This window comes from Bacteroides sp. 43_46, assembly GCF_001915455.1.
Taxonomy (GTDB): Bacteria; Bacteroidota; Bacteroidia; order Bacteroidales; family Bacteroidaceae; genus Bacteroides; species Bacteroides caccae.
On sequence record NZ_MNQN01000125.1, the window covers coordinates 37,434 to 61,357 of the forward strand.

Sequence of the window (23,924 nt, forward strand, 5' to 3'; positions counted from 1 at the left end):
ATTCCAACTAGATGTTGAACTTCTGATCGAAAAACATGAGCTGAAGTTTGATTACACTATTCAATCGCTTCAAATAAAGATAAGTCACTATTTCGATTCCATAACTTATGAATTGCTTTTCCTGATATGCAATGGAGCGGAACAAGTCCTCTTTGCCGGCTATCTAAAGAATTATACCTGAAATCTCCCATGACGAAATAACAATCCTCTTTTATAACGATAGGACCAAAATTATCATGAGAAGCAATTCGTTTACCTTTTTCCTCAATAGCCTTATTATTAATATATACGATCCCATCTTTAAGCTGTATTGTGTCTTTCGGCATCCCTATAATTCGTTTAACGTATAACTGCGTTTCATTTTCATCCCACTTGAATATAACAACGTCCATACGCTGCGGAGAAGAGTATCCCCACACACGATGATACCCCCAATTTGTTTTTTTATCAGCTTTGGCTACGGCTGGTATCAGACAGAGTAAATTGAGTACAGGTGTTTCTACAATTCGCTGAGGCATTAAAGCCCCATATGTAATTTTCGAGTTCCAAACCAGACTTCTTGCACTTATCGTAGGAAACATACTATCAGACGGAATATATACCCATTCGCCAATGAATACCTTAACCAAAAGCAATATAAGTAACATACAAGTCCCCAGTTTGGCTAACGTCTGAAATTTGATACGTTTCATTTCAATTCCTCAGTAGATAAAGACTGTAAAGCAACACCATGTGTCTGAACCCATCTCGCCATGAACGCAAATGTGGTCTGCGTTTCCGACCATCGGGATAGAGAGTCACCGGGATTTCACAAATACGCATCTGATGAATAGAAGCCAAGGCAACAAGCTCAGAAGCAAACTCCATACCATTACACTGCGGGTTAATAATGTTATAGCATTTTTTCGTGAAAGCTCTCAGACCACAATGGAAGTCTCCAATATTATTCTTAAATAAAAAACGCCCCAAGGACGACAAGAACGGATTGCCGACATAGCGATGAAGCCATGGCATAGCCCCTTTCGTGATTCCACCTGCAAAGCGGTTTCCCATTACCATATCATAACCAGCCTGTAATCGTTCGATAAATAATGATAATTCAAGAAAGTTATAACTATCATCAGCATCACCCATAATGATATATTTCCCATTGCAATGTTCGATGCCATGTCTCAAAGCACTGCCATATCCTTTCTGACTTACCTGTATCACATCCGCCCGATTATTCTTAGCAACGAGAGCGGAATTGTCTGTACTACCGTTATCGGCGACTATAATTTCATAAGTTAATCCGGTGTTTGAAAAAAATTGATGGATTTTCCGGATACATATGCCTAATGTCTTTTCTTCATTGAGGCAAGGCAAAATGATAGAATATTCAATGTCTGTGCTTTTCATGGTGTTAGTATTTTATATATTGCAAAATCTTGATTACAAAATACTTGTTGAAAACGGTTCTGGTTCAATCTGATCACCCCATGAGGGTATTGAAGATAGGAACCACGATACAGAAACTCGACATACCAGTTGACGTTGGCAGGAAGATTGGATATCTCTCCCGAAATATTGCAGGAAAGACGATTCGTATATAAATAGATAGAGCGACTTTCTCCGCAGGCTACCCAATCGTCCTGAGCGGTATTCATACGGAGGAAGGCGTACATTTCTTGAGCACTCTCGCCTTCCACGTTCGGATTTATGGTAGTATAAATCTGTATGGGTGAGGTCGCATATTTTATTGAAACTTTCCAAACAGAACAGATTAGTATGCCTATAATTGGATAGAGAACCCATTTTCCCGCTTTTTTGCCCCACACCATACACATAAATCGGAATCCTTGAATGAAGAATATGAAACATAATGGAAAAAGGGGAAGCCAATACCTTATTACATCATAAGGCCAACAGATTAAGAGCATTATGGTAGAAACCAGATAAACTGACTCCGCCGTTAATTTCCGGCTACTTATGTATAAGCCGAGCAAGCAATTCACCCAAAAGAAAAGATTGAAGAGTGAAAAAGGAATATATAAGATCTGAGCAGGATATTCGTAAAATGTTTGGATGTTGTGAAGTAGGTTTGTCAGAGTCACCACCTTAAAGTGCTCAAAATGTTCTGTATATCCCGAAGGAAAAACAAGAGTAAAGACAAACCAAATGCATAGAGCAGATGCATAAGGAAGGAAAAACCTCCATCCTGATAATCTGTTTTTCCATTGAAGTACGATTAAGGAAATAAATAAGAAGTATCCTTCCGTACGAATCTGTGCCGTGAAAAAAAGAAGAATACCTAAACCGATGTATAGTATAGTTCGCTTTTCGGTCTGTTCCTTCAATGCATAGAGTTTGTTCATTGTCCAAAAGGAGAACATGAGGAAGCAGAAAAAGGGAAGTTCGCTACTGACGGAGTTAACATACCCCCAATAGAATATGTTGCCTGTCAGCAAAGTTAAAACGAGTAGGACGGACATTCTGAAACGCTCTTTCGAGAGAATAGGGTGATAATAGAGAAAGATGAAAGCCCCTACCAGACAGATAACTCCTACAATTTTGAAGGCAAAATAGTTGATGCCAAACAATGCCACACACGGAAATAGTAGCAGAGGATATCCCCACGGGTAAAGTATAGGTGAATAGCGCTGATAAGTAGAATGGGCTATCATCTCCTGCATGTCCGAAAACACTTGCTGCATATCTCCGTATTGTATGCTTTGTGCCTGTCGGATATAAAGTGCAAAGTCACCGTTGAATATATGCCCCGACACTATTAATTGCACGGCTCCCCATAGGGTGCCGCACAATAATAGCATCAAACATAGTTCAGTAATATGTTTTTTCAGGAACTGCATGATTCATTATTTGCATCTAATAGGCAGAACTATAGAGCTTTCTCTTCTACAAATTTAAAGTCATATCCCGGTTCGTTGTCTTCCTTCGTCAAAGGAGTAATCTTTCCCTCTACAATCATAGATTCCGAAGATCCCAAATTGGGGAGTTGAACGAGTTTATACCCCGCTGCCGCTTCCTTTATAAGTTCAAGATACTTGTCTGTACAAATAATCAGTGTATTTTCCGGATTGTATAACATCGGAGTTTTCTGCAATAATTCTTCCAACCGAATAAGTGCTTTGAGATTAGCCTTTGGACTTATTGAGATAGTATGGATATAAGCCGGTTTCCATATTTCTTTTAAACTCTCAGCTTTTATAAGCGATTTTTTATCAGATGTGCAAATAACAACCTTAGTCATATTTGTTATCTGAGGATCAGGCTCTTGCGAATAGGCAAAACCCAATGTCATGCAAAACAAGCATAACAATAAAATTCTTTTCTTCATAATTCTAAATTTTTAATTGGTTTGAAAATATCGTTGACTTATGTTTTTAAGATAATTGTTTGCCAAATCAGGAACAGCTTTGTCGGGTATGAAAGCATGTAAAATTGTCATGTCACTTGATAACAAAAAGCAATATGGAAAACCTTCTTCTTCCAATGGGAGAGATAAATTTCCATTTTCTATATCAAATACAGTAGAAGGCAATTTCATGTTTTTCTCTAAATATCTACGAGCTGTTGACGATTGGTAGCTTCCAATAAGCAAAATATTCTCGTCAAGATTTAATTCTTTAGATAAACGCCCTATTTTTTGAAGTATGAAATTGACGCAATCACTGCAATATAATTCGTTGACTCTTACTACTAACACTTCTTTTCTCCCTTTCATATATTCCTCAAGCGGAATTGTGACACCATTGTATTCTTTTAATAAGATATTTGGCATTTTCATTCCATTCACCGAGAAAGCAATTTGAGAATTTACCCATAGTGCCATTTCTTTTTGTCCGGTAATGGATTTATCAGCAATCTGTTCCTGACAATACGTCTTTAGGGCCTTATACTTCTTTAAAGTGACCATATTGACACCTAGTAATAATAGTGCTAATATGCCAACAATATATATGTTGATATTCTTTTTCATCCTGTTACATTTAAATAGATTTAATATGTAGGAGGAATAAGACAGGATTACTATCTTCCGTTAATCCATCATATAACTGCATTAACTTGCTATCGTTAATTAATGGCGAATTATAAATTCGCTCTTTCATACGCATAACAGTAGTGGCAGATTGCGGAATAAGAAAAGTTTCTTTGTCATAACAAACTATGGGTGTATTTCCTGGAGAATGTGCAAAAAATAAAGGATTGTAATATCTGCCATTACACTTATAAGTCTTTTTCGTTTTATGAGAATAAATAACGAAAGGAGACCAAGTGAATCCATTTTTGCTAAAATAGAACAATGCATAGTCCTCTAATATAACATAGTCTGCCATATGAACTTTTGTTCCGACTATTTTTATATATGTATCACTGTTCATGTCCTCTGGTCTTTCTGGATATCCACCATTAGTTATATTTATTCTATATTTCTCGTAACAACGATCTTTCTCTATCTTATAAATATTATGCGTCCATGGCTCTTTTAAATAAATGTCATTTCCAAAACTACGTAAAGGATGCATTCCATTGTTTAAGTGAAATACCTCGTTATAAAAACTTGGGAATTCTCTATAAAGTAGTTTGAAATCTTTGTCATAAACAGATAGCATTTGCCGTTGAGAATCATCGTCCATACCAGCTTCTATAAACCCAGCAATAAAATCATTATTAATCAATTCAATATCATTTGCATAAAAGCTAGGAGATACATCTTTTATATGCTTCCCATTCAAATCGTAATAATGAAGACGATTCCAGTCATACAAAACTATTTGTTTTTGATCGCTTGTTAGACACATTTTGCATAAACGCGAGTATTCACCAGGACCTTGTCCTACTTTTCCGATTCTCCGAACGAAATTGCCGTGTTTATCAAAGCAATATACAGCATTTGCAACAAAAACATCCATTATGAAAATATACTCATTAGAGCAAAGTATCTGATGTATGTTTCCTATTAAACAGTCGCTGTTTGTTTCCAATTTGATGTATGATATATCATCGATCAAGCTGTCGAAAGCATAGGATTCTTCTCCATCCGGATCAACATTTATATGAATAAGAGTTGAATCGGAAATAATATGCTCGCCTGTTGAAACTTTATTTTGGGGTGTCTGACAGCCAATGTTTATGAAGAGAATGATTACTGTAACAATGTTACAACAAAGTGTGAACAATTTTGATAATGACTTATAGTTTATCATACAATATATATTTAAAAAAATTATATACTAAGTCCATAGCATTAGGAATCCATGAACTTAGCATTTTTAATCATTACTGACGGCAAGGATCAGTAATACTACAAACTTCAACGTAATTTGTGGCTGGACCACAGTAATACTTTTTAGCATTAAATTCTTGTACTACAGTTTCAGTAGTGGTTGTTGATGAACCAGATGAAGAGTTTGAGCCCCATGAATGATCACCTCCAATAGAACCACCTATGATTCCATTACCTGCACTAATACCACCATTGATATTAGTATCGGTTCTAGTACCCGTTGTGACAGATGAAGAACTCGAGGTGGTGGTTGTTTTTGTGCATTTCACATCTGTCTCTAATTGTTTTCCCATGTTAGTTGTAGTTCCGGATGTCGTCCCCGTCTGCGCCATCACCTGCGGATGCAGTGATATCTCCATTACTCCGAACTCATTAAGCGCGTCATGCACGTTTAAAATAGTTCCTACCATTAGTAAAGCCATTCCGGCTAATACTACGATTTTGTTCTTTTTCATTGTTTCTCGTGTTTAAAATTAATACTAAGGTTAGTTTCTCTTTTCTTTAAAACTTCTTTAAAGTGCTCTTTCAAAGTATCTGAGTTCTTCCATGCAGGAGCATAGCTGGCGGTGTAAACGCATAGGTATGAACAATATAGGAATCCGGCATATAGAATCCACTTTCTTTGGCGTTCGTATAGATGATATGACAATATGGAAAGCCCAATTGCAAACGCAATATACGGTATATACAGATAGCGGTCAGCTACAACAACGTAGCGGGGTAGCGGAATCACATGAAGCACCGGCAACAGATGTAATATGAAAAACAGCGTGCAAAAGACCAATAATGGCTTTTTGCGGTTCAGGTATATCACATATCCTATGAATAGGATAACAAATGGGTATATCCATAAAGCCATGGGTATCTTTTCGCCTACCTGAAAGGGGAAAGGATAAAGATAGGAAAGCTTGAAAGGAATAGCCGAAATCAAGAGATACTTAAACACTGAATAGCAAAGGAATATAAAACGATCTACTATCGTATATCCTATGATTTCTTCTCCTGTATCTTTGTTGGCCACAAGGGTAACTATAAAGATGGCAATAGCAGGAATGAGATAATATACTTTTTCGATATACACTTTCAAGGAACGCATATTTCTTTTGAACAGCATCCAGTCGAACAGCAACAAGCATGGAACTATAATAACGGACTGTTCTTTGCAGCCCATAGCCAATATACTACTGACCACACTCGCTAGAAGATACTGCCATTTACTATTGCGCATATATTGTATGTAGCATATCAGTGCCGACAAATAGAAAAAAGTGCTAAGCACTATCTTCGACGCACTAATCCAGCAAACGGTTTCTACCTGAACCGGGTGTATGGCAAATAACAGTGCGGTGAAGAAGGATATACCCAATGCCTTTTTAGAATCAAAATGATTTCTTATAAAAGAATAGGCCAATAAGTACACTAAACAGGCATTGAATATATGAAACAGCAAATTACCTATATGAAAGGCTAAACTACTGTAGCCGAAGCATAGATGAATAAGCGTGTAGTATAATTGATTGATTGGGGAGTATTGACCGTTACTAATACTGTGGAATATAGTCTGCAAATTCTTCAATGATATCCCGTCGTTCGTCATCGAATTAATCACTTGCCACTGATCATCCCAATACAATTGAAATTCGTGCGAAAATATACTATAATATATCAATACAGCAACAACTGCAATAACACTCCAATGTGAGACAATCGTTTTGGCAAATGTTGATGTATTCATAGCATTAAGTAATATATTTGTTATTGTGAGACAAAAATAGTCTGGATTATAATATCATGCAATTATTGGAGGAGGACAAAATGTGTAAATTATCCATACGTTCATTTTGTTGATTATCTGTATTTTAATCCTTATTTATCTTCTTTGAATTGAGATTTAGGTAGACAGATAGTAGAATTTCTTCTCCTAATTTCAACTTGTTTTTTATCCTGTTTCTATACCTTTTGATTGTATTTGTCTCAATAATCAGGACTTTCGCTTGTTCAGAGATGGCGATTCCTATATAAGTAAGGTAACAAACCTTCATCTCTTGAGAGGTTAGGCCAAAGGAAGAAACTATATGGCTAATATCTCCATATAATATATTGACAGCATCGTAAAGCAACAGCCAGTCTTCCTCTTTCTTGATGTGATTATATCGATGTTTCTTCAAAAGCAACAATGACTCTAAACCAACTGTCAATAATAATTCTTTTTCAGTTAATTCATTTTTAAGAGATAACAGCGATCCGAGTTTAGCTTTCAGCTCTCGATTACGCTGGATTAAGTTTAGGTTCTGTTCATCTTTGTATTTCAGCCTCTCCTTTAATTCAGATACTGTTTTTTCTAACTGAATATCATCCTTTTTTAGTTTATCCATTTTCATGACGAGTGTTTTTTATTTGTATCCAGATTTAATGCTTCTCTATAATATAAATACACCGCAGGAGCGTCTGTCCCCACACCCCTAGGTATATTTTAACATTTCGTTCCTTTTGATATGCGGAAGGCCTTATGTAAAATTTTACTTAAGGCCTTCCGCATATCAAAAGGAACTTTGAAAACACTCCCCATATTCCACTTTACCGAGCAGCGTATCGAAGTCTTCTGCTGCTTCATCGCCTATAAAACAGCAGAAGACAGATTAAAATAACAAAACGCTTTCACCGGTATCCAACCATTCCGACATCAAACGATAGTATGCCGGATATTCGGCCGGAGTTATCAATTGCTTTTTCAGTTTCAAGGTACGGACAATCTTTATCTCCTTTGCCGCTTTTTTCACTGTAACTCCTACGGTACCTACCGGATTATCAATCTTCTTATCAGTCGGCAGCACTACCGGCCTCATCCCGTCAGCAACTTTCACAATACAAGTATAAGTTTCATCAGGTAAATATCTCAATAACAGATTAACCGGGCGAGTCGTATTTACAACTGTTGAACGTCCTTCATAAGCAGCCCAACCATTCCGCGCCTGTGGCAGTTCAAATTTCCGGTAACCTGCTTCCAAAGTTTTTCCGGCTTCTGCCGTCACTCGTAATGTGTCGGTTTGCGAAATAACATGGGAAACTCCTTCCAAAGTCACCGGCCGGGCGTCCATGTTGACAACAGATACAAAATCCTGTATATCGGCAATAGCATTATCAGCAACAAACAGTCTGCTGACAGCAGCGAGTCCTGCCGCATCCTTATCTTCTGTTTTAGGAAAGACAGCCTTTACTTCGGCCTGAATGCCGCTTGCCTGTTGCAAAGCAGCCAGCAAAGCCGCTTTCTCCGCTTCCGTTCCATAAGCCGAACGAATCACTTCGGCAACCGGACGCAAACGATACCCGGTTTGTGACAATGACAAACGGCAGTTTCCTAATCCTTGCACGTAAGCAGTGAGTTGTTTCGTTTTTTGCTCCGAACTTTGTGTATTGGCAGTCAACCTCTTTGCCAGTTCAGAAACTTCTTTGTCGTTACTTTCAAATTGCCGTTTAATCACTTTCAACGCATCGGCTTTTGAAGCATACGTAGAAGCCACAATAGCCTGTACGTTACCTGCCGGCAAAGAAACAGCAAGCATACTAGGACGAAGTTGCACATTCTTCAACGCCCAGGTCACAGTCTTTACACCACCCGCTGTTTTCACCACCGGAACAGCTTTTCCATTCAATAACTCATAATGCAAAGGTTTGTTTTCGGGTACCGATACCGAAAGCACATACTCCCTGATAGGAGATAATTCCTCTATCTGCTCGCACACATCCAGTTCGGGAAGATACCCCGGACGGGTAATAACCGAGTAATCCAGATAAATAGTAGCTCCCAGCTCCAATCCGGTATGGACTACAACCATTTCTTTCAGACCATTATATGCCGGAGCATCGGCTGCAGCAGAAGGAAGTACCTCAACAAACGCGTTTTCGGGCGTCTTAACGATATTGCCATCTTTCTGACGGGTATACGATTCGTGAATCTTCAATTCCTGAAACTCCGGATTGTAAACAATAAAACTTTCGCCATACAGACGATTCATTGCCGTATGGGTAAACAATGTCAGTTCCTTTTGTACACGCATCTCCTGGCTACCGTCAGTATGCAAGATGTACGTTTTGTGCAATTTCCCGAATTCGGCTTCGGATACCGCTTTTGCCGGAGCTACCATAAATAAGAGTACCACCAGCGTAACTATATAATAATGTATATTTTTCATTCTGCTCTACTTTTTAATCACTAAATATTCACCATACGCTTTGTGCGCATTCACAGCATTACGGAAACTATCCCAATCAGCAGCCTCATAAACACGTTTCTTCAAAGCCAGTTTGTTGTGAAGCAGCACTTTGTTTCCTTGCTGCGCCAATGAACCCTCAAAATCGGCTCCCGTACCTTGCATTGTCTCATTCTTGTCGGCATTCGCCAGCTTGTATCCTGCCGGAAGTTGAATCGTTTCATCCAGTTCAACCAAACGCGAACATCCATCTTTAAAACCATACTTACGCTCTTTCAGTGAAGTATCGATACGCAAATAAGAGCGTACCTGATTATAAAGGTTATTCATCACCAACGGACGGAAGAACATCTCCTTCTCACCTTTCAATGCATAGTCCGGTATTTCATAACGGAAAGTGATTTTAATAGGTGCTGCCTGATAGTCTTTAGGATTCTTGCCGTAGTCTACGCTCAGCAATTTAGCTTTGGGAGATATGGCTAAAAGCTGGCTTTCCATTGTATTTTTCCATTCGCTCCGGAATCCGGTAGTAAAGATACGGCGGATATTACTGTCACTCTGCCCCTCGGCGGTAAGAGTGAAAGTACCGCGCAAAGTACCGTCTGCATCCAAGCGGTTATCGGCTTTGATACGCACATAATGATTTTCGGGAGCTGAAACCGGAGTGATACACAAATCAGAACCTTCGGGCACACCCGGCAGATAGTTCTGCTGCTGTTCGGCACTGCTCCATAGTTCGCGACAGAAAGGAACCCAGGTAGGATCGAGTGGCATGTATGTTCCGTTGCTCAACTTCACCACTGCCACACAGTGATTAAAATGGTCGGCAGGAATGCTTTCCACACGGCTACCCGCCATTGTCATAGCCGGATAGGCTTCGAAACCGGCCATGCGCAGGAAAGAAATCAGTGTACCCGCTATGTCTTTACAGACTCCGCAACGGTCGGTATAGTTCATCTTGGTATTGTGAAGTGTAAAGCCCTCTCCTTTTCCCATGGATATACCGGCATAACGGATATTATCAGCCACCCAATGAGTCAGCACGGCAATCTTTTCCATTTCGGTCTTCTTGCCTTTTATCAGTTCATCCACTTTTTTCTGCGCTTCGGGCAGTGGGGCAAAACTACCATAGTCTTCATTCACTTTGTTGAACCACAAAGATTTGTCTTTCCATTGAGGAGTGGAAGACATCATCAATTTGGGAGCTGCATCGAAAAGATCCACCATATTCGGCTCTCTGCCGAAAGGCATTACATTATCCATGGCAAAAGTGTATACCTTGCTATTATTTTCATAACGCATGGACGAAGCACATTCCCCCTGATAGAACTGGAATTGCAGTTCTTTCTCCATAGGAACAGCTACTTTATAAACTTTACGCACGGTGGGGGCAGCGCTCCAGAAAGGAACAATATCATAAAATTGCCCGCGCATAGGCGGGATAAAACGAGAATCGTCTTCATCACCGGCTCCAAGCAACGCATAAGTGAACCCCTTCTTGGCTATCTCATAATCCACAACATCACCGGGTTGCAAAGCGCCGATTTCGAGCATTATTTGTCTCGCTCCCCAGTAAATAGCCCGGGCAGGAGCAGCATAATCACAGGTTTTCTTTACATCCAGTTCGTCAACCTTGCCATTGGCACGATAGACGGTTACACGCTTAAACTCGGCATAGGCGGTCAGAGGGTCATAATCGTATTTAATTACCCGGTTAGCCACTGCCCCTCTCGGAGTCTGTACTTTAATCACTTTACACACAGCAAACGAGCCTTGCCCGGTAGGTTGGACAGATACCAACGTACTATCCAGCAATGTCACGTAATCGGATGTTTCATAAGTCTTTCCCTTCGCAGTATTTTCATAAGATTTCCAGCTTTGAGCGAGCGCCGTAGCCGAAGAAAGAAGGAAACAAGCTAATGTAACTGATAGTTGTTTTCTCATGTTTTTTACTTACATTTTATTTATAGGAACAAATGTAAGTAAAATCTTTGAGTATGCGAAGTTTATCTCCGATATTACTTATCGCGTCATGTGTAATCAGGGCGTTCGCCGAATATCACATCCAGCAGAAACAGAAATTAACTCGTGCGTAGTGTATTCCCCTGAATCTTTCCCAATATTTTGGGAAATTGCCAAAAGAACAACAACGTACAACATATCGCCGCTGTCGCGTCGGATATAGCTTCAGCCGCATATACACCTGTCACTCCCATAAAATGCGGCAATATCAATGCCAGCGGAATCAACAGTATTGCCTTACGCAACAAAGCAATGAAAATAGAAATCCGAGCCTGTCCTAACGCTACAAACATATTCTGGCAGGCACGCTGCAATCCGAAAATAGTCATACCGCCCAAAAATACAGGCATCGTCCAACGGACTGTTTCAATCAGTCTTTCGTCACTCGTAAACGCGGAAGCTACCGTTGAAGGAAACAGAATCATGAAAAGCATTAATAACAGGTTGAAAGAGAACATGGTTATCAGCACAATACGGAAGCATTCTTTTACACGCTGCTTATCGCCGTGCCCATAGTTATAGCTTATTATCGGAACAAATCCCTGTGCGAATCCGGTCAGTGGTACACTGGCAAACTGCATCGCACTCTGCAGAATTGTCAATGCACTGATGTAGATGTCTCCGAACTCTTTCAGGCTGCTATTAAGCACAAACCCGACCAAGCTCTCCGTGCTCGCCATAATGAACGGAGAAACTCCCAAAGCCAATATGGAAAGGATTATTTTTCTGTCCAGTTTCATATAAGGTTTCTCCAAAGGCAGAGAGGCGCGTTTGGAAAAAAGGAAAGTCAGTACCCAGGCCGCACTGCAAGCCTGTGAAAGCACTGTGCCCAAAGCTGCTCCTTTCACACCCATATTAAACCCAAAGATGAAGATAGGGTCAAGGATAATATTCAGCAAAGCACCGATCAGAACGGAAAACATAGCAATGGCAGGACGCCCTTGTGCATTAATAAAGCTGTTCAGTCCTGTCGATATTTCTACAAATATAGTACCCAGCAGATAAATGGAAAGATAATCCACGGCATACTCCAATGTATTCGCCGAAGCTCCCGTGAAAAGGAGAATGGGTTCCATAAATGTATATGCGATAAAAGACGTAAGCAAGGTAAATAATATCAGAAGGACGAAACCATTTCCCAATATTTTACCGGCACGCACACGATCTCCCTGCCCGAGCGCAATGGCGGCTAACGGCGCACCACCGCCACCGACAATCGCAGAAAAAGAGGAAATCAAAATAATGAGGGAAGTAGTCACTCCGACACCGGCAAGCGCATCGGTTCCGATGCCCGGAATATGTCCGATATATACACGATCGACAATGCTATAAAGCAGATTGACGAACTGCGCAGCTACTGCGGGAAGTGCCATTTTAAAGATGAGCGGCAACATACGTTCCGTCCCCAGCCGTTCTTCGTATTTATTTATCATTCTACGCTTCTTTTTCTTAAATTGGCTGCAAAGTTACAAGAAAAACAAGCTTCCCGGTTTAAAGTAGAAGGATAAAATATTTTTTGCACTCTATCGATTCTTTTTTGTATTCAAAATGAGCTAAAATATCTGCCCGAGAAGCTGTACCATAAAGCTGAAAAGTATAGCATCGATCTACCACCCGCAACAGATATTATGTGGCTGTCGGCATAGCTACGGAAAGTTATTCCTACTCACTAAGAAGTACAAAGCCATAAGTTTCTTGGCGTTTCCATAGTTAGAAACTTCAGTTTCAACGCTTAGAAACTTTAGTTTCCATACGCAGAAACTCTAGTTTCCCTATAGAGAAACTCCAGTTTCCAGCCTTGAAAACCGAGTTTCAACGTTTGGAAACATTTTCTCATCCATAGACTTATGTCTATTATAACTGTTTAATAAGTTTTTTCTGATAAGCAATACGTTCTGTTCCGTTCTTCACATAAATAATGCCGCAGCGCTGAAAGCCGTATTTTGTCAGAATATGCTGCATCACTTTATTGTCCTGATGTGTATCGACACGAATATTGCCCCATTGTTCAAAACACCAGTTCAGGCAGGCATCTGATACTCCTTTCCGTTTACCGTTTGTTGCTAAACGGTGGATCACGCCATACGGTTCGTCATTGAGCCAGTTCCCTTCATAAATATGCTGGTAGGTAGGATCTTCACCTAAAATAAAACAAAAAGTTCCCAAGATTTCCCCCTGACCGTCCATACAGACAAAGCTATGGCCGTCTTCTATTTCCTGACGAATCAACGCTTCGGACGGATAGCCGCCAATCCATTGAGTTACATTTCCGTTTGTACGCATAAAGGCACGGGCATAATCATATATCTCCATGACTCTAGGAAGATCTTTTAGTTCGGTAGCTCTGATTTTCATCACTTAAAAAAGTTATTTAAAAGAATACGATAAGTCAGCAATAGAATTATTCGTTGATTGCTCCGCAATGGGGGCAGACACCTTTTTCTTTCAACTTCTCCCCGCAATGTCCGCAACAATATTTATAACGACTATTCCAATATACTTTCTTTACAAAAACAAGAATAAAAAGGATGAGGAATAAATAACCTATGTATATATGCGCCATTAAAATAAAGAAGAAATAGCAGAATATACAACAGGACATCAGTCCCAGCAGATAAAAGATTGCCGCTGCGGGGGTCAACTGCCGGAATAAATCGTCAAGCACTGCCAGGGAGACTATCACGAACAGCCAGATACTCAACAAAAAGACTGAAAGAATAAAAGGAACTTTAAAAGGCGACAAAGTAGGATTGAAATAGAAATGCTCCCATGTGTCCGGCACAAACACCTGCATTGATTCATAAACCGTTGCACTGAAGGCCATTAGCAGACACAGGAATAACGGATAAACACTGTCAATATCATTGAAATACACCATTTGCAACTGCTTCCGACGGAAGGCACGAAGCAGATAGACACCGACAAAAAGTGCAAAGATAACCACAAAATAGGAGGCGTGCGTATCACTAAACAAATGAATGGCCTGAGAAATACTATCCGTAGGGACAAAAGATCGTTTCAACTCCACCTCGCGTATCCACCCCTGTTCATCCTGCGTATGTGCCAGCTTCACCCAAACGCTATCTACACTATCGGCAGGATGTACGGCAAACTCGGCCACTACCACACGATCTCCCCGATAAAGATTTATGTACGTATCCTTGATAGGCAGGCACTCCAGCAAAATGGAATCTGCCGTTAACTCCAGATTCGTATTCCATGTATAGTGCCGTTCATAAAGGTAATTCAAAGAGTCCTTCGTTTTCTGCGGCATTTCTTCGGAAGAAAGATTGGGGCGGGCATAATGGCAGGACGAAAGAAAAAACAAGCACAACAGCAAACTCACCACAGAGGACACGGAGGATACAGAGAAAAGTGTCTCCTTCCACAAGCCATTCCAACAGGCAGTTACAAAAGAAAGGGCAGAAGCTCCATATCCTCTGTGTCGTCTGTAACGAATCATTCTGCGGTGGTTCATTCTCATTGCGCTGCTTTTACTTTCATTTGACAATTCTTGCAATCGAACTCAAGACGGAACCGCTTTCCGTCATTCGACACCAGGAAATAGGGTTCTCTATAAGGCGACCGCACGCGTTGATGAATGGGACACCAACCCATACTATACCGCAAACAATGTTTGCAGAACATCAGTACCGCATCTTCCACCCGTTCTTTTTCATAAGCCCCGGCAATCTGTTGTACGCCATGTTCCTGATAAAAAGAGGCGGCACGGGTATTCATCACATTTCCCAAATACGTCAATGCGGTTTGCGGAAAAGCATGGTTGGTCGGTTTCCATACGGCGCGTTCCTGATGATAATTAATCCGGCGGGCAGCTATCAGTTTTTCCACTGCCTGACGACGGAAATCTGCCAATACGGAAGACGGCAGGAACCAGTTATCTGCAAAGGAGATTTCTATCTTCTCCGCTTCGAAAGGCGTATTGCCCAGTTTGGCAAGCTGAGTCCTCAAATGATCCGTTTGCGGCGTCCGTGCCAGTTCCTTTTCACGGGGAAGAGAAAGTGTCACACTATTATCATCTTCATCTGTCAGTGTCAGAGAAAAGCCGAAGTTATTATCGGCCAGTAATATACTTACGGACAGCTTTCTTTCGGCCGACTTACGGGAAAGTATGCGTTCAAATTCCTGGTCAAAGTTACGGTAAAGTCTGGTGCGCGGCTTGATTTGCGGCATTTCCTGCGGATAGAGCTTGTTGCCGTCGACACGATTGATACGGAAGCCCTGCAAACGCCCTTGCTCGTCAATATAGCAGACACCGTCGCCGTTATTGAATGATTTCAATCCGGCAACAGTCAGATAGTTTCCACGTGCCTCTTTCATCGTGCCCATTTCTTCTCCCAAAGATTTCGGTGTATCGAAAGAGAAGATTTCCTTATCACGGCCATGCAGAAAATAATGGGTAAATCCCCGACTGAAACTCTTGTCGAGTTGCGGCCGGAAGTCAAAGCGGCAAGTCCCTGAAGAGGCCCGTACATATTCCTGACGACGGGCAAAGATAGCATCCAGTTTCTGCCGATAAGCAGCCATGACGTTCTTCACGTAAGATACATCTTTCAACCGACCTTCTATCTTAAATGAGGAAGCTCCCGCATCCAACAACTGTTCCAACTCATCACTCTGGTTCAAGTCTTTTAATGAGAGCAGGTGTTTATCCTTGACCATCACTTTCCCGTCTGAATCTACCAGACTGAAAGGCAAACGGCAAAACTGCGCACACTCCCCCCGGTTGGCGCTACGCCCGAAACAAGCCTGGCTGACATAGCACTGCCCGCTATAACTGACACAAAGCGCCCCATGTACAAATACTTCCAAAGGAACTTCCGGGCAAGTATCATGTATCTTTTTTATCTCACGCAACGATAATTCCCGAGCCAGAACCACCTGACGGAAACCGGCCTCCTTCAAAAACTTAACCTTCTCCGGCGTGCGATTATCCATTTGCGTACTGGCATGAAGCGGTATCGGCGGAAGATTCAACTGCGTAATCCCCATATCCTGCACAATCAATGCATCCACACCTATCCGGTACAAAGCATGAATCATCTCTTCCGTCTCCTGCAATTCTTCTTCTTTCAGAATCGTATTGACAGTAACATAAATGCGGGCATTATACAAATGGGCATGTTTTACCAGTGCTTCAATATCTTCCAAAGAGTTTACAGCCGCTGCACGGGCACCGAATTTGGGTGCACCGATATATACGGCGTCCGCCCCATGATTTATGGCTTCAATTCCGCACTCCAAGTTTTTTGCGGGAGCCAGAAGTTCTATCTTACGCTGCTTTATCATTCAATATCATTAATGTTGTAAGGCGTTTCCTGATAAACAAAATAGTTCAGCCAGTTGGAGAACAACAAGTTGGCATGAGCACGCCAACGTACCAAGGGGCCTTTATCGGGATCATCGTCTACGTAATAATTACGAGGTATTTCTATTGGCAAGCCTTTATCCCGATCACGACGGTATTCGGTATCCAGTGTCAGCGGAGAATACTCCGAATGTCCGGTCACGAAAAATTCACGTCCGCCGCGAGCCATTACCATATATACGCCTGCATCTTTCGATTCGGAAAGCAAAGTCAGCTCCGGAACTTTCAGAATATCTTCTCTCCTCACCTCTGTATGACGGCTATGCGGCACATAGAAGCAATCGTCGAAACCACGGAAGATAGAATGGAAAGGTTGTAGTACCCGGTGCTCGAAAATACCGAACATCTTCTTCTCCAACGGATATTTGGGCACACCGTAATGATGATACAATCCGGCTTGCGCAGCCCAACATATATATAAGGTGGATGTGACGTGCGTACGTGCCCAATCAAAGATTTCGGTAATCTCATCCCAATAAGTCACCTCCTCGAAATCCATCTGTTCCACAGGAGCACCGGTAATAATCATACCATCGTACTTCTCGTGACGCATCTGGTCGAAATCGGTATAGAACGTTTTCATGTGCTCTATCGGCGTATTCTTGGAGGTATGGCTCTTGATCTTCATAAAGGAGATCTCTACCTGAAGAGGTGTATTCGAAAGCAGCCGCACCAAGTCTGTTTCTGTCGTAATCTTCAACGGCATCAGGTTCAGAACTACAATCCTCAACGGACGGATGTCCTGTTGCGTAGCACGGGAAGTGTCAATCACGAAAATATTTTCTTCCTTCAATAGCTCTATCGCAGGGAGTTTGTCGGGTAAATTTAAAGGCATAATCGCTATATATTAGTAATTTGGCTGCAAAAATACGAAAAATATAGCAGATATTAGGGATGTTGCTTATTTAGAAGACGTACAAATTAAGTCAATTTAATCATAGAAGCATAACAACTAATCAATAAAAGCCTTATTTTTGCCGGAGAAATTAGTACTAATAATTTAAATCTTAGAAAAATGGCTTACGTAATTAGTGACGATTGTATTGCTTGCGGAACTTGTATCGACGAGTGTCCGGTAGAAGCTATCTCTGAAGGTGATATCTATTCTATCAACCCGGATGTATGTACTGACTGTGGTACTTGTGCAGATGTTTGTCCGTCTGAAGCAATTCACCCGGCTGAATAATACAATCTACAAAAAGTATAGGCTGCTTTCCACGGAAGGCGGCCTTTTTTATTTTCCGGCACCGGATGATTTACGAAATAATTAAATAAACAGGGCGCGAATTACATAATGCAAATCGCGCCCTTATCTTTTTAAGCTATGAGTCTTATTTCAACTTAGCCAACGCTTCTTTAATACGGCGAATAGCTTCTACAATGTTTTCGTCACTTGTAGCATAGCTCATACGGATACATTCAGGAGCACCGAATGAAGTACCGCCTACACAAGCCACGTGAGCATCTTCAAGCAAGTACATTGCCAAGTCGTCCGAATTTTCAATCTTACGTTCACCGTTGCTCTTTCCAAAGAAGTAGCTACATTTCGGGAACAGGTAAAAAGCACCTTGCGGCACGTTCACTTCAAATCCCGGAACTTCCTTAGCCAACTTCACAATCAGGTCACGACGACGTTCGAAAGCTTTCTGCATTTCTTTCACCGGTTCCTGCGTACCTGTATAGGCTGCCTCAGCTGCTTTTTGAGATACGGAACAAGGACCTGAAGTGTATTGTCCCTGCAACTTATTGCAAGCTTTTACAATCCATTCCGGACCGGCGATGAAACCTATTCTCCAGCCTGTCATGGCATAAGCCTTGGATACACCGTTCACAATCACTGTACGTTCCTTCATTTCCGGGAACTGTGCAATGCTCTGGTGTGCACCGATATAATTGATATGTTCGTAAATCTCGTCAGCAAGCACTATCACCTGAGGATGTTTTGCCAATACAGCAGCCAGTCCTGCCAATTCTTCCTTACTATATACAGACCCTGTCGGATTCGACGGAGAGCAAAGAATCAATGCCTTTGTCTTCGGAGTAATAGCAGCTTCCAATTGTTCCGGTGTAATTTTGAAATCCTGTTCGATGCCGGCAGAAACAATCACGGGAGTACCTTCCGCCAGTTTCACCATTTCAGGATAACTCACCCAATAAGGAGCCGGCACAATTACTTCGTCACCCGGATTAACCAGTACGAGGATTGCGTTACAAACTGATTGTTTTGCACCATTCGCACATGAAATCTGAGCAGCTGTATATTCCAGACCGTTCTCTTTTTTCAGTTTCTCAACAATAGCATTGCGCAAAGCCGGATAACCCGGTACCGGAGAATAACGAGAAAAGTTATCATCAACGGCTTTTTTAGCAGCTTCCTTGATGTGGTCAGGAGTATTGAAATCCGGTTCTCCTACACTTAAGTTAATAACATCAACGCCTTGTGCCTTAAGCTCATTGCTCTTTTGCGACATGGCAAGCGTCGCCGAGGGCGACAAGCTGTTCAAACGATCTGATAATTGATTCATTTTGTATCTATTTTATTGTTGTTGAGTGAAATTCGCTGCAAAATAAGCGATTATATTTGATATATGAAAACGAAATGGCAATTTACTTATTAAAATGTAATGTATGCCCCATTCTTTCTTTCTTTGTTCTCAAGTATCGTTCATTATACGGGTTAGGAACTGTTTCAACAGGTACATTTTCTACTATTTCCAATCCATAGGCTTCCAGCCCTACACGTTTCACCGGATTATTTGTCAAAAGTCTCATCTTATGTACCCCCAGTTCGCGAAGAATCTGCGCACCTACTCCATAATCGCGCTCATCAGCAAGGTGTCCCAAGCAAATATTAGCGTCAACGGTATCCATGCCGTCTTCTTGAAGTTTATAGGCTTTCATCTTTTCCATTAAACCGATACCACGGCCTTCCTGGTTCAGATAAACAACGACACCTTTTCCTTCTTTTTCAATCATCTCCATTGCTTTATGCAACTGCTCACCACAGTCACAGCGCTGTGAACCGAGAATATCTCCGGTAGCACAGGACGAATGGACACGCACCAAGATCGGTTCATCTTCATTCCATGTACCTTTAAATATAGCCATGTGTTCCAATCCGTTCGATTTCTGACGGAAAGGGATCAGACGGAACGCTCCGTGTTCGGTAGGCATATTTACTTCTACCCCTTTTTCTACAATTGATTCCTGCTTCAGACGGTAAACTATCAGGTCGTGAATAGAAATCAGTTTCAATCCGTGTTCGTCCGCCATTGCGCGAAGTTCGGGAAGACGGGCCATTGTGCCGTCATCGCTCATGATTTCCATTAGAGCACCTGCCGGATAAAGGCCGGCCAAACGTGCCATGTCAACCGTTGCCTCTGTATGCCCGGCACGGCGAAGTACTCCTTTTTCCTGTGCGTACAACGGATTGATATGTCCGGGACGTCCGAAAGTGGCCGGTGTAGAAGCAGGATCAGCCAATGCCTGAATCGTAGCGGCACGGTCAGCAGCAGACACTCCCGTTGAACAGCCTTCCAACTTATCAATCGTAACCGTAAAAGGAGTTCCCAATACAGAAGTATTGTCGCTCACCTGATGCGGCAAATCCAGTTCCTTGCAACGGGATACTGTGACAGGTGCGCAAAGTACTCCACGTGCGTGTTTCAACATAAAGTTAACTTTCTCGGGAGTTATTTTTTCAGCGGCAATAATCAGGTCACCCTCATTTTCGCGGTCTTCATCATCTACTACTATAACAAACTTGCCTTCTTTGAAGTCAGCAATCGCATCTTCTATTCTATCCATTTTAATTTCTTCCATAACACTCTTATTTATTAATTTTCTGTATGATGAATTGAACTTGTTCATTGTTTTTTATAATCCGTTCCATGTCTTTATCCAGACGAATGCGGAATGCCCAGATACGGAAATAGAAAAATAGCCCGACAGGAAAAATAATCCCGGCTACCAAATTCAGCCAATAGATATGGAACGGACGTATATGAGCAGAAACGGGAATGACCGGATAATTGTTTAATGCTCCTATCAAAGTGGCCGACTTAGTGTTAGACATTTCTTCCACCAATACCTCCAGTTTTTCATTGATAGCCATTACCTCATCATCCTTCTCAGTAGACATCCACAATTTGAAGTAATTCGGTGCTTTTGTCAAACGATTTTTGGTAATATATGCCCTACACTCTGCTGTGAGCGATTCCAAATCACCAGGGATACGCTCATAATCAGGATCATTTATAATAACTTCTTTCTTAAATAGATGACGTACACTGCGGATTCCCAAAACCTTTTTAAACCAGTTAACATACGCATCGGCATTCAACACCACAGAATCCTTATTGGATTTATAAGTCAGAAAGATGCCTAATGGAGCAAGCACGGCACTACTTGTCCACATCCCCATCCACACGATCCATTTACCGTCACGTGCCATTTTATATCCCGTATTGTCAATGATATAATAGATGATAAATACCAATACCGATACAATGACAGGCATTCCCAAGCCTCCCTTACGAATAATACCTCCCAACGGAGCCCCGATAAAGAAGAACAACAGACAAGAAAGAGAAATCGTTATCTTCTTATGCCACTCCGTCTTATGTTTCCGGATAGCGTAGTCATTAGTCTCCATCGTATAGCTCTTGAAAGTCAAATCGCTAGCCATGTTTTCCGCACGGCTAACAGCGGAAGATATCACCTTTTGTTTTTGCATTAAAGGCGACACTTCATAAAGACTATCCACATTGTATTCCTGAATATCCGCCTTTTCTATTTTGGCGGTGTCTTCTTTTGTCAATCCGTAAGACGCACGGAAATTTCCTTCGGCCACTTCCTTATAATACTGTCTTCCGATACTATCTCCTAGTACTTTCATAGAGTCAATGGAACTTTGCAATTGCGCCATATCCTTAGCACTGGATTGCCGCCCCATGATATCACCGTCAACCATATTAAAATCGGAGTCAAACTCAATAATCGTGTGCTTCTCCCTGAACGACTCACGGCGGTAAGGCACATTCTGAGATTTCATACTCTGTGCTTTCAAATTCTCGAATAAGTCTCCGCTATATAGATGCAACCAAAGATGCTGTTTGTCCGCAGTCATTTCCAGACGTCCGGAATCTGCATAAATAACACGTGCTTTCTCAAACCCTTCTTTCAGATCATAGATAAGCACATCATACAACATACCCGTTTTCCGGTTTTTCTTGGCAATTTTCAGATTATAATCGGGAATTTCGGAATAGAAAACTCCTTCCGGAATATCCAATTCCGGAGATTTTTGTTTCATAGAAAGAATCAGGGTTCCCAGTTTGGCTTGGGCAATGGGACCTACCACATTCTGAAAATAGAAAGAAACGCCCACCAAACCACAGACAAAAAAGACAAGCGGACGCATAATTTTGAGCAGGGAAATACCCGCAGCCTTCATTGCGAGTAACTCGTATCGTTCGCCGAAGTTACCGAAAGTAATCAAAGAAGCCAGTAGCACCGCCAACGGCAACGATACTGGCACTAATGTCAATGCGGAATAAAAGAAGAACTGAGCCATTACGCTCATCTCCAATCCCTTTCCGACCAATTCGTCCACATATCTCCACAGGAACTGCATCATAAAAATGAACAGACAAATGAAGAATGTGCCCACAAAGAGCATCATGAAGCTCTTTACGATGAATATATCTAATTTCTTTATGCGTAGCATCTTAATAGGTTCGTGCATTTAAGACGCAAAATTAGCACAAAAAAAGGAGCATCGAAAATTTTTAGTTGAAAGTTAACTAAAAACCACAAGTTCTTCTCAATTTAGCCACTTGCGACTCCCACAATTCTTTCATATCATCCACTTCATCCGGCTCCGCAAAATCAGTGATTTCTAATACGTAGTCACTTGTCAACTCATTATAAGTCATCTTAATTTCAAAGTAATCGCGCTCGTTCTCGTCATCCTCCCAACGGAAGCGGATAAAAGAGAAAGAACGTATCGCCGTAATTTCAGCCTTTCTCTGCTCAGTCTTTCCCCAATGAAACTCTACAATCTTATCATCGGATATCACTTTGTCTGCAAACCAGTCCTCCAACCCGGTAGGTGTACTAATGGCTGCCCAAAGAATATTTTTAGATGTCGCATTCAGCAAATACTCCAAATGAATTTTTTCCTTTTTCATAGCAATTTCGAATTGTTTTTACGTGTGCCAAGATAAATACTTTTTTCTAAATACATGGCATAAATCCTACACTTTATTTAATTATTCTTTCATTTTCAAGTCTCAAACTCCCTGTTTATAGAGAAAATTAAAAACCTTCTTAAAGAAAAAACACAAAAAAGTTGTGATTTGTTTTGGAGTTTATAGAAAAACATCTATCTTTGCACCCGCAATCGAGAAACGATGGCGGGATAGCTCAGCTGGTTAGAGCGCATGATTCATAATCATGAGGTCCCCGGTTCAATCCCGGGTGGCTTCCACTCTTGGGTGCCTTTTTCTTTTATACATCAATTGGTGGCGGTTTACACTATGGTTTACACCAGTGTAAATCATATATCAATTAGATTAAACATTATTCATTATTAAACATATCAAATTGACTTTACCCAAACAAGTTCCAGTCAATATTATCCTTCCCACTTATCCATTAAACCATAATACTCCAATTTCATCCAAAGGGATATTTGAGCAATGATAGATTAACGCTAATAAGCAACTTTACATCATTTATTTAAGATTCCATTCTTACATTATGTTCACACCCCCCTTCTTTGTAACTTCGTAGCAGATAAATCAATCACTAATCTATTAACATTAATTCTAATATGAGAGTAACAGAGAAGACTAACACAATTCACTATTTACCACAAGAGATTAGAGAGACTAGATTAACAGAAGTAACATACTTACCTATTACAAGGGAAATGTTAGAACAACTATTCTCAAATTCAGCTAAGAAGGATAAGCATAAATTAGTTAAGAAGAGAAGGAGGTAATTAATAAGG

21 protein-coding genes and 1 tRNA gene are annotated in these 23,924 nt (G+C 41.1%); 2 read left to right on the plus strand and 20 right to left on the minus strand.

Annotated elements, in window-relative coordinates; translation table 11 throughout:
• Positions 1-56 precede the first annotated feature (56 nt).
• The 16 genes from lepB to metA form a co-directional block, all read right to left on the minus strand.
• Positions 57-692, minus strand: coding sequence for a signal peptidase I (gene lepB / locus BHV72_RS14535; RefSeq protein ID WP_022041577.1), 636 nt, complete (start codon positions 690-692; stop codon positions 57-59).
• A 1-nt stretch (position 693) separates the two neighbouring features.
• Positions 694-1,398, minus strand: a complete 705-nt coding sequence (locus BHV72_RS14540; protein WP_005682588.1) for a glycosyltransferase family 2 protein — start codon at positions 1,396-1,398, stop codon at positions 694-696.
• Positions 1,395-2,813 (minus strand): hypothetical protein, encoded by a 1,419-nt coding sequence (locus BHV72_RS14545; RefSeq protein ID WP_151210524.1) that lies wholly within the window; start codon positions 2,811-2,813, stop codon positions 1,395-1,397. Before BHV72_RS14545 ends, BHV72_RS14540 begins: the two co-directional genes overlap by 4 nt.
• Before the next feature lie 65 nt (positions 2,814-2,878).
• Positions 2,879-3,337: a hypothetical protein gene (locus BHV72_RS14550; protein WP_022041579.1), complete on the minus strand. Its 459-nt coding sequence runs from the start codon at positions 3,335-3,337 to the stop codon at positions 2,879-2,881.
• 12 nt (positions 3,338-3,349) lie between these two features.
• A complete protein-coding gene (locus tag BHV72_RS14555; protein WP_005678267.1) occupies positions 3,350-3,979 on the minus strand; it encodes a hypothetical protein in 630 nt (209 codons plus the stop codon).
• Between the two features lie 10 nt (positions 3,980-3,989).
• Positions 3,990-5,207, minus strand: coding sequence for a DUF4934 domain-containing protein (locus BHV72_RS14560; protein ID WP_022041580.1), 1,218 nt, complete (start codon positions 5,205-5,207; stop codon positions 3,990-3,992).
• Positions 5,208-5,280: 73 nt separating this feature from the next.
• The gene (locus BHV72_RS14565; protein WP_022041581.1) at positions 5,281-5,742 is read right to left on the minus strand and encodes a hypothetical protein; all 462 of its coding nucleotides are present in this window, start codon (positions 5,740-5,742) and stop codon (positions 5,281-5,283) included.
• Complete coding sequence (locus tag BHV72_RS14570; RefSeq protein WP_122134398.1) at positions 5,739-7,022, minus strand: ArnT family glycosyltransferase; 1,284 nt, start codon at positions 7,020-7,022, stop codon at positions 5,739-5,741. The genes BHV72_RS14565 and BHV72_RS14570 overlap by 4 nt, the downstream gene beginning before the upstream one ends.
• Positions 7,023-7,146: 124 nt before the next feature.
• Entirely contained in the window at positions 7,147-7,668 is a 522-nt protein-coding gene (locus BHV72_RS14575; RefSeq protein WP_122134397.1) for a helix-turn-helix transcriptional regulator, read from the minus strand.
• Between the two features lie 258 nt (positions 7,669-7,926).
• Entirely contained in the window at positions 7,927-9,480 is a 1,554-nt protein-coding gene (locus tag BHV72_RS14580; protein WP_195414773.1) for a DUF3857 domain-containing protein, read from the minus strand.
• A 6-nt stretch (positions 9,481-9,486) separates the two neighbouring features.
• Positions 9,487-11,442 carry a DUF3857 domain-containing protein gene (locus BHV72_RS14585; RefSeq protein ID WP_005682577.1) on the minus strand — a complete coding sequence of 652 codons (1,956 nt, stop codon included), beginning with the start codon at positions 11,440-11,442 and terminating at the stop codon, positions 9,487-9,489.
• A gap of 137 nt (positions 11,443-11,579) precedes the next feature.
• Positions 11,580-12,953: an MATE family efflux transporter gene (locus tag BHV72_RS14590; protein ID WP_149921961.1), complete on the minus strand. Its 1,374-nt coding sequence runs from the start codon at positions 12,951-12,953 to the stop codon at positions 11,580-11,582.
• Positions 12,954-13,374: 421 nt separating this feature from the next.
• Complete coding sequence (locus BHV72_RS14595; RefSeq protein WP_005682576.1) at positions 13,375-13,875, minus strand: GNAT family N-acetyltransferase; 501 nt, start codon at positions 13,873-13,875, stop codon at positions 13,375-13,377.
• A 46-nt stretch (positions 13,876-13,921) separates the two neighbouring features.
• On the minus strand, positions 13,922-15,004 hold the full coding sequence (locus BHV72_RS14600) for a zinc ribbon domain-containing protein (RefSeq protein ID WP_081447311.1): 1,083 nt from the start codon (positions 15,002-15,004) through the stop codon (positions 13,922-13,924).
• On the minus strand, positions 15,001-16,830 hold the full coding sequence (locus BHV72_RS14605; protein ID WP_286856284.1) for a peptidase U32 family protein: 1,830 nt from the start codon (positions 16,828-16,830) through the stop codon (positions 15,001-15,003). The genes BHV72_RS14600 and BHV72_RS14605 overlap by 4 nt, the downstream gene beginning before the upstream one ends.
• A complete protein-coding gene (metA, locus tag BHV72_RS14610) occupies positions 16,827-17,744 on the minus strand; it encodes a homoserine O-acetyltransferase MetA (protein WP_022041590.1) in 918 nt (305 codons plus the stop codon). The genes BHV72_RS14605 and metA overlap by 4 nt, the downstream gene beginning before the upstream one ends.
• A 180-nt stretch (positions 17,745-17,924) precedes the next feature.
• Here metA and fdxA point away from each other — a divergent pair, with 180 nt between their 5' ends.
• Complete coding sequence (fdxA, locus tag BHV72_RS14615; protein ID WP_002559159.1) at positions 17,925-18,095, plus strand: 4Fe-4S ferredoxin; 171 nt, start codon at positions 17,925-17,927, stop codon at positions 18,093-18,095.
• 145 nt (positions 18,096-18,240) lie between these two features.
• Here the strand turns inward: fdxA and BHV72_RS14620 are convergent, their stop codons facing one another.
• The 4 genes from BHV72_RS14620 to BHV72_RS14635 form a co-directional block, all read right to left on the minus strand.
• Complete coding sequence (locus BHV72_RS14620; protein ID WP_022041591.1) at positions 18,241-19,434, minus strand: pyridoxal phosphate-dependent aminotransferase; 1,194 nt, start codon at positions 19,432-19,434, stop codon at positions 18,241-18,243.
• Positions 19,435-19,516: 82 nt separating this feature from the next.
• Positions 19,517-20,731, minus strand: a complete 1,215-nt coding sequence (locus BHV72_RS14625; protein WP_005682572.1) for a bifunctional 3,4-dihydroxy-2-butanone-4-phosphate synthase/GTP cyclohydrolase II — start codon at positions 20,729-20,731, stop codon at positions 19,517-19,519.
• Positions 20,732-20,738: 7 nt separating this feature from the next.
• Entirely contained in the window at positions 20,739-22,637 is a 1,899-nt protein-coding gene (locus BHV72_RS14630; protein WP_055173010.1) for an LptF/LptG family permease, read from the minus strand.
• A 76-nt stretch (positions 22,638-22,713) separates the two neighbouring features.
• Positions 22,714-23,100: an START-like domain-containing protein gene (locus BHV72_RS14635; protein WP_005678244.1), complete on the minus strand. Its 387-nt coding sequence runs from the start codon at positions 23,098-23,100 to the stop codon at positions 22,714-22,716.
• A 227-nt stretch (positions 23,101-23,327) separates the two neighbouring features.
• On the opposite strand from BHV72_RS14635, the gene BHV72_RS14640 reads away from it, so the two are divergent.
• Positions 23,328-23,398, plus strand: a tRNA-Met gene (locus BHV72_RS14640).
• The last annotated feature ends 526 nt before the right edge of the window (positions 23,399-23,924 follow it).

What these genes read in the sequence shown, in the direction of transcription:
- lepB (WP_022041577.1), bottom strand. Translation starts at nt 692, where the DNA reads ATGAAACGTATCAAATTTCAGACGTTAGCCAAACTGGGGACTTGTATG.
- BHV72_RS14540 (WP_005682588.1), bottom strand. Translation starts at nt 1,398, where the DNA reads ATGAAAAGCACAGACATTGAATATTCTATCATTTTGCCTTGCCTCAAT.
- BHV72_RS14550 (WP_022041579.1), bottom strand. Translation starts at nt 3,337, where the DNA reads ATGAAGAAAAGAATTTTATTGTTATGCTTGTTTTGCATGACATTGGGT.
- BHV72_RS14555 (WP_005678267.1), bottom strand. Translation starts at nt 3,979, where the DNA reads ATGAAAAAGAATATCAACATATATATTGTTGGCATATTAGCACTATTA.
- BHV72_RS14560 (WP_022041580.1), bottom strand. Translation starts at nt 5,207, where the DNA reads ATGATAAACTATAAGTCATTATCAAAATTGTTCACACTTTGTTGTAAC.
- BHV72_RS14565 (WP_022041581.1), bottom strand. Translation starts at nt 5,742, where the DNA reads ATGAAAAAGAACAAAATCGTAGTATTAGCCGGAATGGCTTTACTAATG.
- BHV72_RS14570 (WP_122134398.1), bottom strand. Translation starts at nt 7,022, where the DNA reads ATGAATACATCAACATTTGCCAAAACGATTGTCTCACATTGGAGTGTT.
- BHV72_RS14575 (WP_122134397.1), bottom strand. Translation starts at nt 7,668, where the DNA reads ATGAAAATGGATAAACTAAAAAAGGATGATATTCAGTTAGAAAAAACA.
- BHV72_RS14580 (WP_195414773.1), bottom strand. Translation starts at nt 9,480, where the DNA reads ATGAAAAATATACATTATTATATAGTTACGCTGGTGGTACTCTTATTT.
- BHV72_RS14585 (WP_005682577.1), bottom strand. Translation starts at nt 11,442, where the DNA reads ATGAGAAAACAACTATCAGTTACATTAGCTTGTTTCCTTCTTTCTTCG.
- BHV72_RS14590 (WP_149921961.1), bottom strand. Translation starts at nt 12,953, where the DNA reads ATGATAAATAAATACGAAGAACGGCTGGGGACGGAACGTATGTTGCCG.
- BHV72_RS14595 (WP_005682576.1), bottom strand. Translation starts at nt 13,875, where the DNA reads ATGAAAATCAGAGCTACCGAACTAAAAGATCTTCCTAGAGTCATGGAG.
- BHV72_RS14600 (WP_081447311.1), bottom strand. Translation starts at nt 15,004, where the DNA reads ATGAGAATGAACCACCGCAGAATGATTCGTTACAGACGACACAGAGGA.
- BHV72_RS14605 (WP_286856284.1), bottom strand. Translation starts at nt 16,830, where the DNA reads ATGATAAAGCAGCGTAAGATAGAACTTCTGGCTCCCGCAAAAAACTTG.
- metA (WP_022041590.1), bottom strand. Translation starts at nt 17,744, where the DNA reads ATGCCTTTAAATTTACCCGACAAACTCCCTGCGATAGAGCTATTGAAG.
- fdxA (WP_002559159.1), top strand. Translation starts at nt 17,925, where the DNA reads ATGGCTTACGTAATTAGTGACGATTGTATTGCTTGCGGAACTTGTATC.
- BHV72_RS14620 (WP_022041591.1), bottom strand. Translation starts at nt 19,434, where the DNA reads ATGAATCAATTATCAGATCGTTTGAACAGCTTGTCGCCCTCGGCGACG.
- BHV72_RS14625 (WP_005682572.1), bottom strand. Translation starts at nt 20,731, where the DNA reads ATGGAAGAAATTAAAATGGATAGAATAGAAGATGCGATTGCTGACTTC.
- BHV72_RS14630 (WP_055173010.1), bottom strand. Translation starts at nt 22,637, where the DNA reads ATGCTACGCATAAAGAAATTAGATATATTCATCGTAAAGAGCTTCATG.
- BHV72_RS14635 (WP_005678244.1), bottom strand. Translation starts at nt 23,100, where the DNA reads ATGAAAAAGGAAAAAATTCATTTGGAGTATTTGCTGAATGCGACATCT.